Source organism: Hymenobacter miniatus, from assembly GCF_016427455.1.
GTDB classification, from domain to species: Bacteria; Bacteroidota; Bacteroidia; order Cytophagales; family Hymenobacteraceae; genus Hymenobacter; species Hymenobacter armeniacus.
Genome location: NZ_JAELXR010000017.1, coordinates 85,528 through 105,450, shown reverse-complemented (window position 1 = coordinate 105,450; position 19,923 = coordinate 85,528). Strand labels below are relative to the sequence as shown.

17 protein-coding genes are annotated in these 19,923 nt (G+C 62.4%); 8 read left to right on the top strand and 9 right to left on the bottom strand.

The genetic code is table 11. The annotated features are described in order from the left end of the window. Positions 1 to 284: 284 nt before the first annotated feature. From JAO73_RS20605 to JAO73_RS20580, 6 genes are all read left to right on the top strand, one after another. Entirely contained in the window at positions 285 to 2,342 is a 2,058-nt protein-coding gene (locus JAO73_RS20605) for a BatA domain-containing protein (protein WP_198979141.1), read from the top strand. Between the two features lie 141 nt (positions 2,343 to 2,483). Beyond that, complete coding sequence (locus JAO73_RS20600) at positions 2,484 to 2,975, top strand: DUF4199 domain-containing protein (protein ID WP_198979140.1); 492 nt, start codon at positions 2,484 to 2,486, stop codon at positions 2,973 to 2,975. A gap of 37 nt (positions 2,976 to 3,012) precedes the next feature. After that, positions 3,013 to 3,537: a DUF4199 domain-containing protein gene (locus JAO73_RS20595; protein ID WP_198979139.1), complete on the top strand. Its 525-nt coding sequence runs from the start codon at positions 3,013 to 3,015 to the stop codon at positions 3,535 to 3,537. Next, positions 3,530 to 4,510, top strand: coding sequence for a glycosyltransferase family 2 protein (locus JAO73_RS20590; RefSeq protein WP_198979138.1), 981 nt, complete (start codon positions 3,530 to 3,532; stop codon positions 4,508 to 4,510). Before JAO73_RS20595 ends, JAO73_RS20590 begins: the two co-directional genes overlap by 8 nt. A 39-nt stretch (positions 4,511 to 4,549) precedes the next feature. Further along, positions 4,550 to 5,686 carry a glycosyltransferase gene (locus tag JAO73_RS20585; RefSeq protein WP_198979137.1) on the top strand — a complete coding sequence of 379 codons (1,137 nt, stop codon included), beginning with the start codon at positions 4,550 to 4,552 and terminating at the stop codon, positions 5,684 to 5,686. Positions 5,687 to 5,717: 31 nt separating this feature from the next. After that, a complete protein-coding gene (locus JAO73_RS20580; RefSeq protein ID WP_198979136.1) occupies positions 5,718 to 6,137 on the top strand; it encodes a DUF1801 domain-containing protein in 420 nt (139 codons plus the stop codon). Here JAO73_RS20580 and JAO73_RS20575 read toward each other — a convergent pair. Genes JAO73_RS20575 through purB form a run of 3 tightly spaced genes read right to left on the bottom strand, consistent with a single transcriptional unit; the run spans position 6,134 to position 9,174 of the window. Beyond that, entirely contained in the window at positions 6,134 to 7,279 is a 1,146-nt protein-coding gene (locus tag JAO73_RS20575; protein ID WP_198979135.1) for a glycosyltransferase family 9 protein, read from the bottom strand. The two genes, JAO73_RS20580 and JAO73_RS20575, sit on opposite strands and share 4 nt — an antisense overlap. Positions 7,280 to 7,296: 17 nt before the next feature. Beyond that, positions 7,297 to 7,785, bottom strand: a complete 489-nt coding sequence (locus JAO73_RS20570; RefSeq protein WP_198979134.1) for a DUF6252 domain-containing protein — start codon at positions 7,783 to 7,785, stop codon at positions 7,297 to 7,299. A gap of 48 nt (positions 7,786 to 7,833) precedes the next feature. Further along, complete coding sequence (purB, locus tag JAO73_RS20565) at positions 7,834 to 9,174, bottom strand: adenylosuccinate lyase (protein ID WP_198979133.1); 1,341 nt, start codon at positions 9,172 to 9,174, stop codon at positions 7,834 to 7,836. Positions 9,175 to 9,506: 332 nt separating this feature from the next. On the opposite strand from purB, the gene JAO73_RS23440 reads away from it, so the two are divergent. Beyond that, positions 9,507 to 11,633, top strand: a complete 2,127-nt coding sequence (locus JAO73_RS23440; protein ID WP_198979132.1) for a transglycosylase domain-containing protein — start codon at positions 9,507 to 9,509, stop codon at positions 11,631 to 11,633. 73 nt (positions 11,634 to 11,706) lie between these two features. Here the strand turns inward: JAO73_RS23440 and JAO73_RS20555 are convergent, their stop codons facing one another. From JAO73_RS20555 to hemG, 4 genes are all read right to left on the bottom strand, one after another. Then, positions 11,707 to 14,274: a T9SS type A sorting domain-containing protein gene (locus tag JAO73_RS20555; protein ID WP_198979131.1), complete on the bottom strand. Its 2,568-nt coding sequence runs from the start codon at positions 14,272 to 14,274 to the stop codon at positions 11,707 to 11,709. Between the two features lie 63 nt (positions 14,275 to 14,337). Then, on the bottom strand, positions 14,338 to 15,258 hold the full coding sequence (locus tag JAO73_RS20550; RefSeq protein WP_198979130.1) for a TerC family protein: 921 nt from the start codon (positions 15,256 to 15,258) through the stop codon (positions 14,338 to 14,340). A 36-nt stretch (positions 15,259 to 15,294) separates the two neighbouring features. Further along, complete coding sequence (locus tag JAO73_RS20545; RefSeq protein WP_198979129.1) at positions 15,295 to 16,038, bottom strand: polyprenol monophosphomannose synthase; 744 nt, start codon at positions 16,036 to 16,038, stop codon at positions 15,295 to 15,297. A 133-nt stretch (positions 16,039 to 16,171) separates the two neighbouring features. Beyond that, positions 16,172 to 17,524, bottom strand: coding sequence for a protoporphyrinogen oxidase (gene hemG / locus JAO73_RS20540; protein WP_198979128.1), 1,353 nt, complete (start codon positions 17,522 to 17,524; stop codon positions 16,172 to 16,174). A gap of 35 nt (positions 17,525 to 17,559) precedes the next feature. Here hemG and JAO73_RS20535 point away from each other — a divergent pair, with 35 nt between their 5' ends. Continuing rightward, entirely contained in the window at positions 17,560 to 18,072 is a 513-nt protein-coding gene (locus JAO73_RS20535) for a D-glycero-alpha-D-manno-heptose-1,7-bisphosphate 7-phosphatase (RefSeq protein ID WP_198979127.1), read from the top strand. 104 nt (positions 18,073 to 18,176) lie between these two features. Here the strand turns inward: JAO73_RS20535 and JAO73_RS20530 are convergent, their stop codons facing one another. Both JAO73_RS20530 and JAO73_RS20525 read right to left on the bottom strand, forming a co-directional pair. Continuing rightward, entirely contained in the window at positions 18,177 to 18,332 is a 156-nt protein-coding gene (locus tag JAO73_RS20530; RefSeq protein WP_196295739.1) for a hypothetical protein, read from the bottom strand. A 96-nt stretch (positions 18,333 to 18,428) separates the two neighbouring features. Further along, positions 18,429 to 19,826, bottom strand: coding sequence for a type III PLP-dependent enzyme domain-containing protein (locus tag JAO73_RS20525; protein WP_198979126.1), 1,398 nt, complete (start codon positions 19,824 to 19,826; stop codon positions 18,429 to 18,431). Positions 19,827 to 19,923 lie beyond the last annotated feature (97 nt).

The window sequence follows — 19,923 nt, the reverse complement described above, 5'->3', positions numbered from 1 at the left end:
GAGTCGGTCGCCGCCAACCTTTTCCTTGCCCGTCCCCGCGCCGCTTTCCCCAGCGGCCCGGGGACGCTTGCGTTTCCACCCACCCCCACCCCCCCCCCCCGCCGGGTAGCCGGCAACCCCCGCCCGCCACCCGCTTCTGCGCGGACTAGCAACTTACAGCATTTCGGAACTATACAACAATTCTGACAAAAAAGTGAGGAAATTCTGTCGCAATTTGTTTGGTTAGATACAGTTTATTTGTAAATAATTTTCTGTTTCCCCCGAACCTTTTGTAGAAATGTATTATGCAGTTACTATATCCGTGGTTTTTATTGGGGCTGGGAGCGACTGCTATTCCGATTATCATTCATTTGCTGCAGTTGCGTAAACGGCAACGAGTTCTTTTTACAAATACTGCAATTATCCGGGATGTCGAACTCACGACGGTTCGTCATCGGCGCGTCCAACAACTGCTGATTCTATTGGCTAGGATATTGGCGATATCTGCCCTAGTAGTGGCATTTTGTCAGCCTATACTGCCGGTAAGGAATGATGTAAGCGGAGCAGTGGGGCAATCAGTTGCTATTTGGATAGATAATTCTTTTAGTATGCAGGCGCCGCAAGCTGCCGGTGAGCGGTTATTCGATGGTGCGGTGGAACAAGCTAAAGTATTGGGCCAAGCACTTGGTCAGTCGAGACAGATTCGTCTTTGGCAGGCCAGTAATAGGGCTTTGCCTAGAGATGCTTATTTGGAAAAGCTTGCTAATCTGCGCTTAAGCGGAAAAACAATTCGTACTAATTCAGGGGATAATTCTGACGGTAGCGTTTACATCTTTTCAGACTTTCAACGCAATCAGTTTAGTGCGAAAAGTATAGAGGCATTTGCGGCAGGAAAACAAACGCTGTTGGTGCCTTTGGTGGCCGAACCAACGGGCAACGTTTATGTTGACAGCTTATGGGTGGAAGACGCTTTTGTGCGAATGCGTACCAATGTGGGCATACACATCAGTGTCAGAAACGGCGGGAATGCTGCGGTGAATGACTGCCCGGTGAAAGTATACTTCGGGGCGAAGCAGGTGGCAGCATTTCGGGTGGCCGTTGAGCCTGGAAAGTCGGTGGTGACGGTGGTGCAGGTCCAGTTAGCAGATGCCCGCACCACGCTGGGGCGTGTGGTGATTGAGGAACAGCCCGTCAATTTTGATAATACCTACAATTTTACTCTGCAGCCCGCTGCTGCTATCCGGGTAGTTGAGATTGGGGAAAAACCCGCTACGGAGCAGGCGTACGGCAACGAACCCTTGTTTGCTTATACCTTCGCAAAAGCCGGGAGGGTAGATTTTGGTATGTTGAAGCAGGCCAACTTGGTTATTGTGTGCGAACTGGGGGGGATAGATGCCGGATTGCGTGACGCATTAGGCCAAGTGGTGAGGCGTGGAGGAAGCGTAGTAGTAGTACCCGTGTCGGAGGCAGCTGGGCGAAATTCTTACCAAACTTTGTTTAAGGAACTTGGGATTGGGGAGGCGCAGTGGGAGAGCGGTGCCGCAGTGCCTGAACTGCGGGAAGTGGCTATGCCAAGCGGCCAGGAACCGTTTTTTCGAAATGTGTTCGGGGCGCAGCCGCGGACGGTGACCATGCCTCGCGCTGCGCCAGTGTTGCGGTGGGCGCGAACGGGCACTGACATTCTGCGGATGCGCGACGGGGAAAGTTACCTGGCGGAGTTTGCGGCAGGCAAAGGAAAAGCATATGTATTTTCGGCGCCGCTGGCGCGGCCTTATTCGGACTTTGCAGAGCACGCGCTGTTTGTCCCGGTAATGTACCGGCTGGCGATGCTGAGCTACCGTAACGAGCAGCTGCCTGCTTATCGGTTAACGCAGACTGGACTGAACCTGCAATTGCCGGAACAGTCGACAGTGGCCAAGGGGGCCGGTTCTGCTGTGGATGAGGCGGGCATTCGGCTGGTAAAGGACAGCCTTGTGCTTCTTCCTGCGCAGCGTCGGCAGGGCAATGAGGTGCGCTTGGAATTGCCGGTAGGCATGGAGACGCCTGGGTTTTACCAAGTGCGGCGAGGGGAGCAAGTGCTGACGACTTTGGCATTTAATGCCGGCAAAGCAGAATCTGAGCTGGCGGCATACTCGGCAGATGAGTTGCGTCAGCTGATTGGACCCAACCACCCGAACATTCGCGTAGTGGAAAGTGGGGCCAACGGTGCTGGCTTGCGGACATTGCAAGCCGAGCAAACGGGCACCCCGTTGTGGCGGTATTGGGTGCTGCTGGCGTTGCTGGCGCTGCTGGTGGAGGTGCTGCTGGTACGCTTTGGGCGGCGTGGAAACGGGGTGCAGGCGCGTCCGGCTGCGGCGGTATAGCGTAGCGGGCACGATGGCTGGACGCGACGAACCTGCCCACGCGCGTAACTTGCCGCTTCAATTAACTGGTGACTCATGGCCGTTTCCTCAACTGAACCTGCTTCTCTTTACAGCCCCAATCCAGGCAGGTTGGTTGTTGGGTTGGCGCTTCGCTTCGGCATTGGGGTAGGGTTGCTGTGCGTGCTGTGGATGGTGGGGCTGCAACTAACTGGTAACAATGGCTTTGGTCCCAAGCAGTTGCTGGCCCAACTGCTCGTCCCGATGGTGGCCGTGGCCAGCCAATGGATGCTGCGTCGCACGGTGAAACCCGGCAAGCCTGGTCTGGGCCGTTCCCTGGGCGTGGGCGTGCTGACGGTGCTGCTGGCGGCAGTGGTTTCGGCCGTGGGCACGCTGGCGTTGGCCGCGGGGGCCGGACCAACGGCCGTGGCCCGGCACCGCGCCGAGGTGAAGGAAATTGTGCAGGCGCAACAACGGCTGGCCGACAAAGGAACATTGACGGCCGCGCAGCGTGCGCAGCAACTGCAAAAGGTGGAAGGGCTGACCGTGGGCGGCATGGCCAGCAGCAATTTCCTGCAGGTGTTGGTACTGGGGCTGGTGCTGGCGGTGCCGGCGGGGATATTTCTGCGAGAATAATTCTTTTTACCTTTCGCCTCACATTTAACTCACTGCCATGGAAGCCAATTCTACGCCCGTCACCACCACCTCCGTTGCCCTGCGCTACGGGCTGCTCACGGGGTTGGTAAGCGTCATTGTGTCGTTTGCGCTCAATGTGCTCCACCTGGAGCAAAGCCCTGCCCGCTGGTTGTCGCTGTTGATACTGGCCGGCGGTATCTGGCTGGCGCAACACTTTTATAAGCAGCACAACGGCGGCTACATGAGCTACGGCGAGGGCATGGGCATCGGCATGCTGCTGGCGTTGGTGTCGAGCGTAATTGGTGCCATTTTCTCCTACATCTACGTCAGCTTTGTGGACAACGACGCGATTACGCGGATGTTGGACAAAGCCCGCGCCGACATGGAGAGCCGGGGCGGCGTATCGGACGAGCAAATCGACCAAGCCATGCAAATGACGGCTAAGTTTATGACGCCGGGATTCATCGCGCTGTTTGTGGTGCTGTTTTCGCTGCTGTTTGGACTGGTTCTTTCGCTGGTGATTTCGGCTATCGTTAAAAATTCCAAACCCGAGTTTGAATAAATCAGCCACTGCTGCCTTTCCGGTGGAGATATCCATCGTGATTCCGCTGCTCAACGAAGCAGAATCTTTGCCGGAACTAACCCGTTGGATTGCGCAGGTGCTGCGCCCGCGCGGGCTGACCTATGAGGTGATTTTGATTGACGACGGGTCGACGGATACTTCCTGGGAGGTGATTGAGGCGCTGGCGGCCGACGATGCGGCGCTGCGGGGTATTCGATTCAACCGCAACTACGGGAAGTCGGCGGCGCTGAACGTGGGGTTTGAGGCGGCGCGGGGCCGGGTGGTGTGCACCATGGACGCCGACCTGCAGGACTCGCCCGAGGAACTGCCCGAGCTGTACCGCATGATTGTGGAAGACAAGTTCGACCTCGTGAGCGGGTGGAAGCAAAAGCGGTACGACCCGCTGTCGAAAACCATTCCGACTAAGCTGTTCAACGGCGCCACGCGGCTGATGTCGGGCATCCAGCTGCACGATTTCAACTGCGGGCTGAAGTCGTACGATTCGCGCGTGGTGAAAAGCATCGAGGTGTACGGCGAGATGCACCGCTACATTCCGGTGATTGCCAAGTGGAACGGCTTCCGCAAGATTGGCGAGAAGGTGGTGCAGCACCAGGAGCGCAAGTACGGATACACCAAATTTGGCCTGGAGCGGTTCATCTTCGGGTTTCTGGACCTGCTGAGCATCACGTTTGTGGGCCGTTTTCGGCGGGCACCGATGCACTTTTTTGGCACCCTGGGCACGTTGTCATTTATGCTCGGGCTGTTGATAACCTTGTGGCTAACGGGCGAAAAGGTGTGGCTTTCGCTGCACAACCTGAAGGCGCGGCAGGTGACGGAGCAGCCGCTTTTCTTTCTGGCCCTGACGGCCGTGGTGGTGGGCGTGGTGCTGTTTGTGGCGGGCTTTCTGGGCGAGATGATACAGCTCAACGGACCGCGCCGCAACGACTATCTGGTGCGCGAAACCGTGAATTGATTTTTTCACCTGGCGCGCCGGACGGTAGCAAGCTGGCTTATGAGAGTAGTGATAATTGGGCCGGCGTACCCGCTGCGGGGCGGGCTGGCGACGTACAACGAGCGGCTGGCGCGGGCGTTTAAGCAGGCCGGCGACGAGGCGCGCATCGTGACGTTTTCGCTTCAATACCCGGACTTTCTGTTTCCTGGCCAAACCCAGTTCAGCACCGAACCCGGCCCGTCCGATTTGGAGATTGAAGTCAGCCTGAACTCGGTGAACCCGCTTTCGTGGTGGCGCGTGGGCCGGAAATTGCGGGCCGAGCGCCCCGACGTGGTGATTTTTCGGTTTTGGCTGCCTTTTATGGGACCGGCGCTGGGTACAGTGGCGCGGCTGGTGCGCGGCAACGGCCATACCCGCGTGGTGGCCATTACCGACAACGTGATTCCGCACGAAAAGCGGCCGGGCGACGGGCCCCTGACGCGCTACTTCCTGAGCGCCTGCCACGGCTTTGTGACCATGAGCCGCAGCGTGCTCGACGACCTGCGCGGGCTGGGCTTCGGCACGAAGCCGGCCCTGTACCGGCCGCACCCGCTCTACGACAATTTCGGGCCGATTAAGCCCAAAGCGGAAGCCTTGGCCGCTTTGCACCTGGCCGACACAGCGGGCCACGTGTTGTTCTTCGGCTTTATCCGGGCCTACAAAGGGCTGGATATTTTGCTCGAAGCCTGGGCCGATGCCCGCGTGGCGGCGCTTCCCATTAAACTGATTATTGCCGGCGAGTTTTACGAAGACGCCGCGCCGTACGAGGCGCTCATCCGGCAGCATGGTCTTGAAGGCCGGATAGTGCGCGCCACCGATTTTATTCCAAACGAAAAGGTGGTGGATTATTTCTGCGCGGCCGACCTGGTGCTACAGCCCTACAAGAATGCCACGCAGAGCGGCGTGTCGCAGATTGCCTACCATTTTGAGCGGCCCATGCTGGTAACCGACGTGGGCGGCCTGGCCGAGCTGATTCCGGCCGGCGTGGTGGGCTACGTGGTGCCGCCCACCCCAACCGCCATTGCCGATGCCATCGTGGATTTTTACGCCAACCGGCGCGAAGCCACCTTCACCGCTGGCGTGCGCGAGCAGAAGAAGCAGTTTTCGTGGCCGGTGATGGTGGCGGCGCTGAAAGAAGTGGCGGGCAAGCAGAGGTAGTTCATCCCATAAAACATAAAATACGGTGCTCATGAACGCTGCTACGCCTGCCGATTCTTTCGAAGCATTCATTGCCGCCCTGCCGGCTGAGCGGCAGGAACCGGCGCGCCAGCTGTGGCAGCTGGTGCGCGCCGCTGTGCCGGCGGGCTACACCGAACACATTGGCCGGAAATTCCTGGAGTTTCGGGCGGGCAAGGAAATGTGCCTGGCCTTGGCCAACCAAAAGAGCTACCTCAGCCTGCACGTGATACCCGTGTACATGATGCCGGGCTTGCGCGAGCGGTTGCTGGCCGCCGCGCCGAAGCTGAAAATGGGCAAGGGCTGCCTGAACTTCAAACGCCTGGAGGAACTGCCGACGGCGGCGCTGGCCGAAGTCATCGCGACTACCTCGGTGGCTGATTTTCTGGCGCAGATGCAGGCGGCGCGCAGTGCCGGGCGTGCAACAAGCTAGGCGGCGGCCGTCTTGAGCGGCACGCTTTCGCGCACGGCGGCCAGCACCTTGGCGGCCGGCAAATCCTCCATGCAGCTGGTGCCCAGGCGGCAGGTGCCGCGGTAGAAGCACACGCACTGCTTGTCGGGGCCCACGAGCTGGCCGCGGCCGTAGAGGTCGAATTCGTGGGGGTTGAAGATGTTGTTCATCAGGATGGTGGGCTTGCGCAGGGCAATGCTGATGTGCATGCCCATGGTGACCTGCGTCACGATGCCGTCCATTTGGTGCATCAGGTTGATGAACTGGGGGAGGGGGAAGGTGCCCAGGTAGGCCGCGCCCGTGGCGGCGTGCAGCTCGCGGTTGCGGGCGTCTTCGGCCTCGCCGCCCAGCAGCACGGGCGTGTAGCCGGCGGCGTGCAGGCCGTGGATGAGCGCAATCCACTTTTCGGTGCTCCAGAGGCGGCTGGTCCACCGGTCGCCGCAGCCGGTGTTGAGGCCGATGCGGGGGCGGGCGGTGGGCAATGCAGCCCAGTCGTAGCCTTTGTCCTCGTGGGTGTCGAACACGTACTCTTCGCCCCGGAAATCGAAGCCGCAGAGCTCGAAGATTTCTTGCACGTAGGGCTTGGTGTTGGCCAGGCTGGTTTGGTCGAACACGCCGGTGAGGAATTTGTGCTCGGCCAGCTGGTTCACGGGCCAGGCCACGCCGTCGTAGGGGCGCAGGGCGTAGCCGTATTTCTCTTTGGCCTCGATGGTGTTCAGCAGCACACAGGCTTCCTTTTCCTTGTCGAGGTTGATGACAACGTCGAACTGGCGGCCCTGCAGCTGCAGCGCGCTGGCGAAATCGAACTTCAGTATCTCCTCAATCTCGCCCTGGGGCAAAATGGCCGGCGTGTGCGTGAGCCAGGTGATGTAGCAGCCCGGCCGCTCCTGCCGCAGGCGCCGCAGCAGCGGCGTGGTCCGGATGACGTCGCCAATAGCCCCGAGCTTGATGATGAGCACGCGGCTGGTCACGGGCGCATACGCGGGGCAGCCCTCGCACACGTAGCCATCGGTTTTGTTGGGACGGCAGGGCAGGTCGCCGCGGAAATGGCGGCAGTCGGGGTTGACCAAGGTGTGGTGCAGCAAGTGGGGCACGGCGGCGAGGGGCAGGAGATGAAAGGGCAAAAGTAGCCCGACGGTGCTTACAAGCCCACGCTGAATTTGCCGTTGCTAACCGACTTGGAAGCCCCCGTATTCGGATTGATGCCCGTGAACGTGAACGTGCCGGTGACCTCGGTAGCCGACAGTGCCGTGACCACAATGGTGCCTGCCCCCGTCACCGTGCCCGAGCCCGTGGCACCGGCAAAATACACGCCCACCGTGCCGCCCGAGCTGGCGGTGTAAGCGGCCGTGGCGTTGGAATTAGGCCCGAACGTGTAGGTGCCCACGGCGTTGGGAAATTCCAGCGAAAGAAAAGTGGCGCTGCCCGGGACGGTGCCGGCAACCGAAAGGGTGTTCGAAAACTTTTGCGACTGCAGGGTGGTGGTTTTCAAGGTGGCGCCGTCGGCTGTCCAGCTCATTTCGCGGGTGGGCGCGGCCGCCGGGTCGTCTTTCTTGGAAGAAGAGCAGGCAGCGAGCGAAGTGAGCGCCACTAGCAGGGCCGCACGGCTGAAGAAGGAGCGTAGGAACATCGGCATTGGGAAGGGGATAGAGGAAATGGTAGGTAATGCAAATTGCCGCTACTGGCCCACGTAGCTGTGCGGCGTCACGCCACGCAGCTCGGCCTTCACGCTCTCGCTCACGTCGAGCCCGTTGATGAACTCGCCGATGCTGGCGGCCGAAATGGCCTCGCCGGTGCGGGTGAGGGCCTTGAGGGCGTTGTAGGGGTCGGGGTAGGCTTCGCGGCGCAGGATGGTCTGGATGCCTTCGGCCACCACGGCCCAGTTGGCTTCGAGGTCGCGGTGCAGGGCCGTTTCGTCGAGGGCCAGCTTGCCCAGGCCGCGCTGCAGGGCGCCCAGCGCGATAAGGACGTGGCCCAGCGGCACGCCCAGGTTGCGCAGCACCGTGGAGTCGGTGAGGTCGCGCTGCAGGCGCGAGATGGGCAGCTTGGCCGCAAAGTGTTCGAGCAGGGCGTTGGCCACGCCCAGGTTGCCCTCGGCGTTTTCAAAGTCGATGGGGTTGACTTTGTGCGGCATGGCCGAGGAGCCCACTTCGCCGTCCTTGATGGTTTGCTTGAAGTAGCCCAGCGAGATGTATTGCCACACGTCGCGGGCCAGGTCCATCAGAATGGTGTTGAGGCGCTTGAGGGCGTCGCAATGGGCGGCCAGGTGGTCATAGTGCTCAATCTGGGTGGTGGGAAAGGAGCGGGCCAGACCGAGCCGGTCGTTTACAAACGTAGTGGCGAAAGCGTGCCAGTCGGTGCCGGGAAAGGCCACGGCGTGCGCATTAAAATTGCCGGTGGCCCCGCCAAACTTGGCCCCGAACGGCACCTGGGCCAGTAGGGCCACCTGGGCGTCGAGCCGGGCCACAAACACGGCAATTTCCTTGCCCAGGCGAGTGGGCGAGGCGGGCTGGCCGTGGGTGCGGGCCAGCATGGGCACGGCGTCCCACTCCTGAGCGCGGGCGGCCAGGGCGTTGCGTACCTGGGCGTAGGCCGGCAGCAGCACGCCCATCAGCGCGTCGCGAAAGCTAAGCGGAATGGCCGTGTTGTTGATGTCCTGGGACGTGAGGCCGAAGTGGATAAACTCGACAAACGCGCCCAGACCGAGTTTGGCAAACTCGTCGCGCAGCCAGTACTCCACCGCTTTCACGTCGTGGTTGGTCACGGCTTCGTGGGCTTTCACGGCCTCGGCGTCGGCTTCGCTGAATTCTTCGTAGAGGCGCCGCAGCCCCGGAAAAGCGTCGGCCGGCACGGCTTGCAGCTGGGGCAGCGGCAGCTCGGCTAGGGCTATGAAATACTCGACTTCGACCAGCACGCGGTAGCGGATGAGGGCCATTTCGGAAAAGCGCGTGGCCAGGGGAGCCGTGGCGCGGGCGTAGCGCCCGTCGAGGGGCGAGAGGGCGGTGAGGGGGCTGGGCATGGCGCAAAAGTACGGGCCAGGAAAGCGGTGCCGCGCAACGGTTCTGCCATTATCGGGGAGGAAGGCCTACAACGGCGTTGGCTATCTGCTGACACGGGAGAGGAGTCATTGAACGATACGCAGGCAGTTTGCATTTCATCCTTTCGGCCCGATTATTCCAACTGTCTAAGGCCGGCAACCGGGGCTAAGCCCCTTAGCCGTTGCGGAAACGGCGGCGCCCTTGGCTTTGTGGGTAGCGGAGCCGTCCGTTCCGGCGTTGCAGCCGTATTCCTGCTACGCCTGGGTTTTCCGTACCTTTGGCGTTGGCTAAGCCGCCCACTTTATTGATTTCCGTGCGCATTTCCCCTTCCACCAAACGACTTGTATTCGGCATTTTAGGCGGCCTAGCGGTGCTGCTGCTGCTGGCATTTGCCGTGTTTCAGTGGAAGCGCCAGCAGCTGCTGGACTACGCGCTGAAAGAGGTTAAGGCCAAAATTGAGCGCAAATACCCGGTCATTCTCACGCTGGGGCCGGCCAAGTTCGCGGGTTTCAAAACCGTTGAAATTGCGGGCCTGGGCCTGGTGCCCACCGCCAACCCCACCGATACCCTGCTCACCGCCCGCCGCCTGCAGGCCAGCCTGAGCGTGCGTTCGCTCTTCGCCGGCCGCCCGGTGTTCAGCGACCTGCAAATCATCACGGCCCGCCTCACGCCCCACAAAACGGCCACCGCCGACAACTACGGCTTCCTGATTAAGAAACAGAAGCCCAGCGCCGCCCCGCGCGACACCACCAAAGGCACCAACTACGGCCTGCTGCTGAACCAGGCCCTCGAAACGGTGTTCGACAACGTGCCCGGCGAAGCAAATTTCAAAGATTTCACGGTGAGCTACGCCAGCCTGCGCCACACGGCCATGCTACGCCTGCCCGAGCTTAAGATTCAGGACGGCGACATCAGCGGCAGCCTCACGGCCACCATCGACTCGGTGGCCAACCAGTTAGGCATCAGCGGGCACATCGAGCCCGGCGATTACGCGTTGAACGCCAAGATATTCGGGGTAGGGGGCTCGGTGCAGCTGCCCTACGTGCCCCGCCGCTTCGGGGCCTTGGTGAGCTTCGACACGGTGCAGGTGCGCCTGGACAGCAAGGATTTCGACGACGACGACACCGGCGGCACGCTCACGGTGCGCGGCTCCCTGGCCGCCCGCAATTTCAGCCTCTACCATCCCAAGCTAGCCGCCAACGAGATTGAGGTGAAGCGCGGCGGCCTCGACTTCGTGGCCAAGCTGGGCCGTGGCACCGCCGCCCTGGAAAAAGGCAGCCAGATTACGGTGAACAAAATCGTGCTCTACCCCGAAATCAGCGTGCGCATGAAGCCCAGCCGGGCCGTGAGCATCAACGTGACGTCGGCCGAGACGGAAGCCAACGACTTCTTTGCCTCGCTGCCCACCGGCATTTTCGACGAGGTGCGCGGCACCCAGGGCACCGGCACGCTCACCTACCGCATGAGCGGCAGCCTCGACATGGCCCAGGTCGACAGCCTGAAGTTCGATTCCAGCCTCAAGGGCAAGAATTTCAAGCTCACCAGCTTCGGCGAAGAAGACCTCAACAAGCTGAATACGCCCTTTGTGCAAACGGTGTACAACGACAAGGGTGACTCGGTGCGCACCTTCGTGGTGGGCCCGCCCAACCCCGACTTCGTGCCCTACAACGAGGTGTCGCCCTACCTCATCCACGCCATCACCACGGCCGAAGACCCGCGTTTCTTCACGCACAAAGGCTTCATGGAGAAGGCGTTTGTGAAGTCGGCCATCCAGAACATCAAGGAGAAGCGCTTTGCCCGCGGCGGCAGCACGCTCAGCATGCAGCTGGTGAAGAACGTGTTTTTGACCCGCCAGAAAACCGTGGCCCGCAAAATCGAAGAGGCCCTCATCGTGTGGCTGCTCGAAAACACGCACCTGGCCAGCAAGCAGCGCATGTTTGAGGTGTATTTGAATATCATCGAGTGGGGCCCGAGCAAATACCGCTGGCCCAGCGGCAAGCGCGGCGTGTATGGCGTGAAGGACGCGGCCCTGTTCTACTACGGCAAGCGCCCCAGCGAGCTGAACCTGGCCGAGAGTCTCTACCTGGCCAGCATCATCCCCAAACCCAAGTACGCGCGCTATTCCTTCGATGCCTACGGCGACCTGCGCCGCAGCACCCGCTACTTTTTCCGGCTCATTGCCGACATCATGGCCACCCGCGGCCTCATCACGCCCAACGACCGTGAGAACCTGCCCTACGGGCTGAGCCTCAATGGCCCGGCGCGGCAGTACATGCACTTCTCGGCCCGCCCCGACACCACCCGCGCCACCGTAGCCGCCGATTCGAGCCAGTTTGAGCCCCTCAACCTGATTGACCTGCTCAACACCGGAGCCGCCGCCCCCGACGCGGGCGTGAACTCCAACGCCGCCGACCCGGAAGCGCCCAAAGCGCCCAAGTAGCCGCCCGGCAACAGCACAAAAAAGGGGATGAACCACGGCGGCTCATCCCCTTTTTTCTGGCTGAAAAAACGGCTTATTCCACCGCAATGCGGCGTACCACCGTGCCCAAGGCATACTGCACGCGCAGCAGGTACACGCCGGCGGGCAGGCCCGTCAGGTCCATGGTTTGCTTGGGGGCGCTGACCGCCGCCTGGTGGCGCACGGTGCGGCCGAGGGCATCGGTGAGGTCCAGGGCAATGGGGCGGGCGCTGAGGTCGGGGGCAATGTGCAGCTGGCCGTGCGCCGGCACCGGCCAGGCAGCGGTGCGCTCGGCCACGGCGGTGGGCGCTTGCACCGCCAGCACGTTGGCGGCCGTGATGCGGGCCACGCCCACGCGCGGCAAGCCGGCTACGCTGATGAACTGGCCCGCCAGCACAATGGCGCCGTTGGGCTGCACCTCCACGGCGCGCACCACGTTATTGGGGTTGGCCGTGGCGCCAAACGAGGTGTCGAGCTGGCCATTGTCGAGCACCCGCGCCAGGTTGAAGAGCGTGCCGGCCCCGGGCACGGTTGCATTAAAATTGCCGCCCAGCAGCACGCGGCCGTTGGGCTGAATGGCCAGCGTGCGCACCGTGCCCGTCAGCACGGTGTTGGAAGAAAAGCCCGGGTCGAGCGCGCCGGTGGCCAGCAAGCGGGCTACGCCGTAGCGCGACAGGCCCCCGACCTGGTTGAAGTAGCCGCCCACCAGCAGCCGGCCATCGGCCTGCTGGGCCAGGTCGAACACCTGGCCTGGCGCAATGGTGGTGCTGGCAAGCGTGTAGGACGTGGTGTTGAAAAAACCGGCGTCGAGCGCGCCGGTGCTTTCGTAGCGCACCACGCGGTACACGGAGCCTTGCGTGCCCGTCCGGAACCGGCCCGCCACCACAATGCGGCCATCGGACTGCACCAGCACGGCATTGGCGTCGGCGGCATTGCCCAGCGTCCCGTTCACAACGGGGCGGGCAAAGCTGGGGTCCACGGCGCCGGTGCTAGTGAGGCGCACCACTCCGTTGAAGGACAGCCCGTTGGCCGTGCCGCTCAGGTAGCCGGCCACCAATATGCGGCCGTCGGCCTGCACGGCCAGGTCGTTGACGGTGGACACGTAATAGCCGGGTCCCGAAACGAAAGGCGTGAACGTGGCATCGGGGGCACCGCTGCCGTCGAAGCGCAGCACGCTCAGGGCGGTGCCGGCCAGCACCTTGCCGTCGGGCTGAAGGCCGAGGCTGGTCACGGCGTCGGACAGCGCGCCCGTGGCAGCCCCAAATGCGGCGTCGAGGGTGCCGTTGGGCAGCAGGCGCACCAGGCGGTGCACGGGCTGCCCGTTCAACTCGGTGAAATCGCCGCCGAGCAGCAGCTTGCCGTCGGGCTGCAGGGCCAGGGCGCTGGCAAAGCCCGGGTTTTGCAGGCGGGGCAGAAAGGCCGTTTCGAGGGCGCCGGCGGGCGTGAGGCGCACCACCGGCTGCTCCAGGTTGTTGAACGTGCCAAACTCGCCGCCCACCAGCAGGCTGCCGTTGGGCTGCAGGCCCAGCGTGGCCGGGGCCTGGCTGGGGCCGGTGCCCACCTGAAAGGTCAGGTCGGCGGTGCCGTCGGGGTTGAGGCGGGCCACGTGGTTGCCCACGGCCCCGGTGAAGTAGCCGCTCACAATGATTTTGCCATCGGCCTGCAGCAGCACGGCGGGGTCGGAGGAGCTATTCGACACGTCGCCGTCCTGAAACAGCGACACCGCAAAGTTGGCGTCGAGCCCGCCCGTGGGTTGCAGGCGTACCAGGCCCGCATACGCCGTGGCGCCGGCGCCGGACAGCGCCAGGTAGCCATTTGCCAGCACCTTGCCGTCGGGCTGCAGCACGAGGCCTTCTACGAACGAACTGGCCAGCAGGGGCGAGACAAAGGAGGCGTCGACGCTGCCGTTGGCATTCAGGCGCACCAAGCTCTGCGTGAACTGGCCGTTGAAGCTCGTGAAGTCGCCGCCAATCAGGATTTTGCCGTCGGGCTGCACCGCAATGGTCTCCGGAAACGCCCCCGCCCCGAAGCCCGTGCCCACGTTGAACGTGGCATCGACGCTGCCGTTGGCGTTGAGGCGCACCACCCCGGCCGCCGGCACGCCGTGGTAGGTTTCAAACGACCCGGCCACCAAAATCTTGCCGTCGGGCTGCACCGCAAAGGCCTGCCCGAAGCCGTAGCCCTGGCTGCTGCTCGGGCCCGCGCCCCCGCCAAAGCTGGCGTCGGCGGTGCCGTTGGCGTTCAGGCGCAGCAATTCGGGGCGCGTGAGGCCGCCGGCCGTCACCGTGTTGCCGTTGCCCACCAGCAGGTACTGGCCCGTGGGCAGGCCCAGCACCTGCGCCACGCCCCCCACGCTGCCCACGTTTTGCGAAAACGGCAGGTCCACGTTGCCCAGGTCGTCGAAGCGGGCAAAGGAGTTGGCGGCCGCGCCGTTGGCCCGCGTGAAGTAGCCGCCCAGCACGCGCTTGCCGTCGGCCTGCGGTGGCCCCATGTAGTACACTTTGCCCGTGGTGTAGAGCGAGAGGGGAGAAGTGAAGCTCGGGTCCAGCGTTTGGCCGGCCGCGGGTTGGCAGAAGCGCAGGCCCAGGAGAAATCCCGCTGCTAGGAGTCGAAGTGTTTTCATGCAGGCATGATGGCGTGAGGGTGGAAAAGGTTGTCCGGCCCGGGCAAAAGGTGCCCGCTAAACTTATTCTTCGCGCCTGGGCCACAGCACCGAAGCCAACGTGCTCAGCAGCAGCAGGCCGCCCACCACGCCCAGCGCATAGGGCATGGGAATGGGCAGCACGTTTTCGAGCAGAATCTTGCTGCCGATGAATACCAGAATCAGGGACAGGCCGTAGTGCAGGTAATGGAACAGCCGCATCAGGCTGGCCAGGGCAAAGTACATGGCCCGCAGCCCCAGCAGGGCAAACACGTTGGAAGTAAACACCACAAAGGTGTCGCGCGTGATGGCCAGAATGGCCGGAATGGAGTCGGCGGCAAATACCACGTCGGTGGTTTCCACCATCACCAGCACCACAAAGAGGGGCGTGGCGAAGCGCAGGCCTTCTTTTTGCACGAAGAACTTGCCGCCTTCCAGCTGCCGCGTGATGGGCAGGTGCCGGCTCAGAAAGCGCACCACGGGGTTGTTTTCGGGGTCTATTTCGGCCGACTCGCCGGCCACGCCCATCTTGATGCCCGTGTAAACCAGGAAGGCCCCCAGCAGATACACCAAAAAGTGAAACTTGGCCAGCAGCGCCCCGCCCACCAGGATAAATACGGCGCGCAAAATCAGTGCGCCCAGCACGCCCCAAAACAGGATGCGGTGCTGGTACTGCCCCGGTACTTTGAAGTAATTGAAAATGAGCAGGAAAACAAACAGGTTGTCGACGCTCAGGGCCTTCTCCACCAGGTAGCCCGTCAGCCATTGCAGGCCGGCCTGGTGGCCCATGGTGCGGTACACCAGCACGTTGAACCCCAGCGAGAGCGTGACCCAAAACACGCTCCAGCCCAAGGCTTCGCGCAGCTTAATCTCGTGGGCTTTGCGGTTGAACACCAGCAAATCGAGCAGCAGCAGCCCAATGACGAACGCCGTAAAAGCCAGCCAAAACAGGGGAGTGTTTTCCATGCGCCGGCGCAAGATACGCCGTGGCCCCGGCTGCGGCTACGCCTTGCCCACGGGCTTGAGCGGGTGCAGCCAGCTGCTCACCTTCATTTGCAGCACGCCGAAAAAGGCTTCCTCCACAATGCCTTTCGACATTTTGGAGGTGCCGCGGGTGCGGTCGGTGAAAATGATGGGCACTTCCTTGATGCGGAAACCCAGCTGGTAGGCCAGCCATTTCATCTCAATCTGAAAAGCGTAGCCCACGAAATGGATTTTCTCCAGCTCGATGGCGCGCAGCACCCGCGCCGTGTAGCACTTGAAGCCGGCCGTGGCGTCGCGGATGGGCATGCCCGTGACGAGGCGCACGTACCACGAGGCGAAATACGACATGAGCACCCGCGACATGGGCCAGTTCACCACGTTCACGCCCTGGATGTAGCGCGAGCCGATGGCCACGTCGTAGCCCTCCTGCGCGCAGGCGTCGTAGAGGCGCACCAGGTCGTCGGGGTTGTGCGAAAAATCGGCGTCCATCTCGAAGACGTACTCGTAGTGGCGCGCCAGCGCCCACCGAAAGCCGTGGATGTAAGCCGTGCCCAGGCCCTGCTTGCCGCTGCGCTCCTCCAAAAACAGGCGCCCCGGAAACACCGCCTGCAGGCCGCGCACGATGGCGGCCGTGCCGTCGGGCGAGCCGTCGTCGATAATCAGCACGTCGAAAGCCCGCGGCAACGACATCACCTTGCGAATAATCAGCTCCGCATTTTCGCGCTCGTTGTAGGTGGGGATTAGGACGAGGCCTTCGCTCATGGGGTCAAAGATAGGGTTTCGCGGTACGAAGCTGCATGGTAGCGCGGGCCCCTGAGCGGCTTTTTTGCCAAGCTGAAAAGAAGCTATAAAGGTATTTGGAAGGCGCTACGCGGGCAAACTTCCGGGCAAGGAGCTACTGCTCAGCGGCCAACTGCTCGGCCGTGCGGCGGGCGTGGCGCACGCAGTCGGGCACGCCCACGCCGGCGCGCCAATTGGCCACGGCCACAATGTGCTCGGCTTCCAGCTCGGCCGCGGCCGCGTGCGCCCCCACTATGCGCTGGTCGAACTGCGGAATGCTGCGCGGCCAGTTGTAGCGGAACTGCCAGCGCGGCGCCCCCGTGATGCCGTACAGCTTGCTCAACTCGGCGTGCACGGCGGCTTTTTGGGCTTCCTCGGGCTGCCGGGCGGCGGCTTCGTACTGCGCGCCGCCCACGAAGGTGGTGAACAGCACCTGCCCGGCCGGCACGCGGTTGGGGTAGATGCTGCTGGTCCAGATGGAGCCGGCCGCGTAGGTGCCTTCCACTTTGGGATGGAGCGCGCCGAAGCCGTTGAGCGGGTGTGCCACGGCGGCCCGGTCGTAGGCCGTATACACGGCGCTCATGGGCGGGTAGTGCACGGCCGCCAGCGCCGCCGCGGCCTGCGGAAACAGCGGCTGCAGCAGCGGCGCCACCGCATAGGTGGGCAGGGCCAGCGCCAGGTGCGAGTAGCCGGGTGCGGCTTCCAGCCCCTGCGGCCCTTTCAATTCCAGCTGGTAGGTGCCATCGGCCGCCCGCGAAATGGCCGTGACCGTGGTACCCGCCTGGTAGCCGCTGAGCCGGGCCGCCAGCGCATCGGCAACGGTTTGAATGCCTTTTTTGAGCGTGACGATGCGGCGGCGGCCGGCGCCTTTGCTCGTTTTGGCAAAGCCGCGCAGCACCGAGCCAAACTGCTGCTCCAGGGCCGCCAGCTGCGGAAAGGTCTTGTGGATGAGCAGCTGCTCGGGGTCGCCGGCGTAGATGCCGGCCATGAACGGGTTCACGGCGTAGTCCACGATTTCGGGCCCGAAGCGGCGGCGGAAAAAGTGGGCCACCGTTTCCTGCGGGTCGAGGGGCGCGGCGGGCCGACGAAATTCCTGGAGCAACTGCCACTTGGCTTTGAGGCTGAAAAAGCCGTTGGTGAGCAGGCTGGGCGGGGAACCGGGCAGCACCCGGTAGCGGCCGTCGCGCAGCACGTAGCGGTGCTGGCTCACGGCGGCCGCGTCCTGAATCTGGTCGGTCAGGCCGAGGTCAGCCAGCAGCTCTTCCAGCTCGGCACTCAGCTGCAGCGAGTTGGGGCCCACTTCCAGCAGGTAGCCTTCGGGCGTAGGCAGGCTGTGCAGGTTGCCGCCGGGCCGGGCATCGGCCTCGAACAGGTCGTAGGGCACGCCGCTTTTCTGCAGGTACCAGGCCAGGGTGAGGCCGCTGATGCCCCCGCCGATGATGCCGATTTTCATAAAGTCGTAGCGCAAATGAGCCTGCAAAGTTCGCCCGTAGCTTTGCTGCAATGACAACAAAAAACAAAGCCATATTTCTGGACCGCGACGGCGTGCTGAACGAAGAAATTGGCACCTATGTGTGGCAGCCCGAGAAATTCATCATCTGCCCCGGCGTGCCCGAAAGCCTGACCCGGCTCAAAGCCGCCGGCTACCGGCTCATCGTCGTCACCAACCAGGCCGGCATCGCCAAGGGCCTCTACACCGCCGCCGACGTGCGCGCCTGCCACGCCAAGCTGCAAAGTGCCTGCGGCGACGTCCTCGATGCGCTTTATTTCGCCGACGCGCATCCCAGTGTGAGCGAATCCATCCTGCGCAAGCCCAACTCCGGCATGCTGGAAAAAGCTATGGCCCGCTTCCACCTCGACCCCGCGCAGTGCTGGCTAGTGGGCGACCGGCTCCGCGACATAGAAGCCGGCGCCGCGGTGGGCGTGCGCGGCATTTTGGTAGGAGAGGAGGAAGCCGGTTTTGCGCCGCACGTGGCCGATTTGCGGGCGGCTACGGCCCTTATTTTGAACGCATAAATGCAACAAAATCAAGCCATGTCGAGCACAGCCGGGGCATGACGGACGAAAAAGGCCGGCCTCCCACGCGGGAAGCCGGCCTTTTCATTTCAACTCCGATAAGCCTACTGGCGTTCTACTTTTTGGGCAGTGCTGGCCGTGATGGGCGAGGAAACGCGGTTGGCCTCCTTGGTGCTACTGTAGGCGGGGCACTTCTGGCGGTTGCAGGCGCCGAGGGTGAGGGCGGCAGCACCGGCGGCGAGCAATACGAACTTTTTCATAATTTATATTAATACGGGTGAGGGATGACGGGCTGAGCTTCAAAGATAAGCAGGGAGCTCAATATTTCGCTACGTCTTCCTAACGCCGAAATTGAATTATTCGTATCCGAGGATGCGCATCATGCTGCCGGCTTCCTGTTGGGGGGCGAAAACGGTGTCGGTGAGCGTGCCGTCTTCGGCGCGGTCGAGAATCACGTGTTGCGGGGCCGGGATGAGGCAGTGCTTGATGCCACCGTAGCCGCTGAGGCTCTCCTGGTAGGCGCCGGTGTGGAAGAAGCCCACGTAGAGCGGCTGCTCGTCCTGCGGCTTGCGCTCGGGCAGGAACACCTGGTAGATGTGTTTTTCGGCGTTGTAGTAGTCCTGCGAGTCGCAGGTGAGGCCGCCGAGCTGGCAGCGCTTGTACGACTTCTGCCAACCGTTGACGGCCAGCATGATGAAGCGCTGATTGAGGGCCCAGGTGTCGGGCAGGTTGGTGATGAACGAGCCGTCAATCATGTACCAGAGTTCCTTGTCGTTCTGCAGCTTCTCGTCGAGAATGCTGTAGATGATGGCGCCGCTTTCGCCCACCGTGAAGATGCCGAACTCGGTGAAAATGTTGGGCTCGGGCACGCCTTCCTCCTGGCAGATGCGCTGGATGGTGCGCAGAATCTCGGCCACCATGTAGGGGTAGTCGTACTCGGGCTGAATACTAGTCTGGATGGGGAAGCCGCCGCCGATGTCGATGGTGGTGAGGGTGGGGCACACCTTGCGCAGCTCGCAGTACTTGTGCACGAAGCGGCTCAGCTCCGACCAGTAATAGGACGTGTCCTTGATGCCGGTGTTGATGAAGTAGTGCAGCATCGTCAGCGTGAAGCGCGGGTCGTCCTTGATGCGCTGCTCGTAGAGCGGAATCACGTCGGCGTAGCGCACGCCCAGGCGCGAGGTGTAGAACTGGAAGCGCGGCTCCTCGTCGGAGGCCAGGCGCATGCCCAGGTTCACCTTCTCGTTCACGTGGTCGTGGTAGTATTCGATTTCGTTGGGCGAATCGATGATGGGCATGCAGTTCACAAACCCGTCGTTGATGAGGTCGGCAATTTCCTTCTTGTAAGCCTCGGGCTTGAAGCCGTTGCAGATGATGTGCTTCTGCTTATCCACCTTGCCCTGGGCGTGCAGGTTGCGGATGATGCTGATGTCGAACCACGACGAGGTTTCGAGGTGGATGTCGTTTTTCAGGGCCTCCTCCAGCACGAAGCGGAAGTGCGACGACTTGGTGCAGTAGGCGTAGGAGTAGGAGCCCGTGTAGCCGGTTTTCTCGATGCCCTCGGCAAACCATTGCTTGGCCCGCTGAATCTGGGAGCTGATTTTGGGCAAATACGTGAGGCGCAGCGGGGTGCCGTACTTCTCGACGAGACCCATCAGGTCGATGCCGTGAAATTGCAGCTCGTGGTCCTGCACGGTAAAGTCGGCCGTAGGGAAGTCGAAAGTCTGAGAAATGAGGTCGTGGTACGTATCCATTCGGTTTTGAAAACGGCGAAAAAGCCCGACCTTTGCGGCGGGCCGTACAAAAGTACCGCCGGGTCAGGATAACGGCCGGGAACCGCTTGATGTTCTC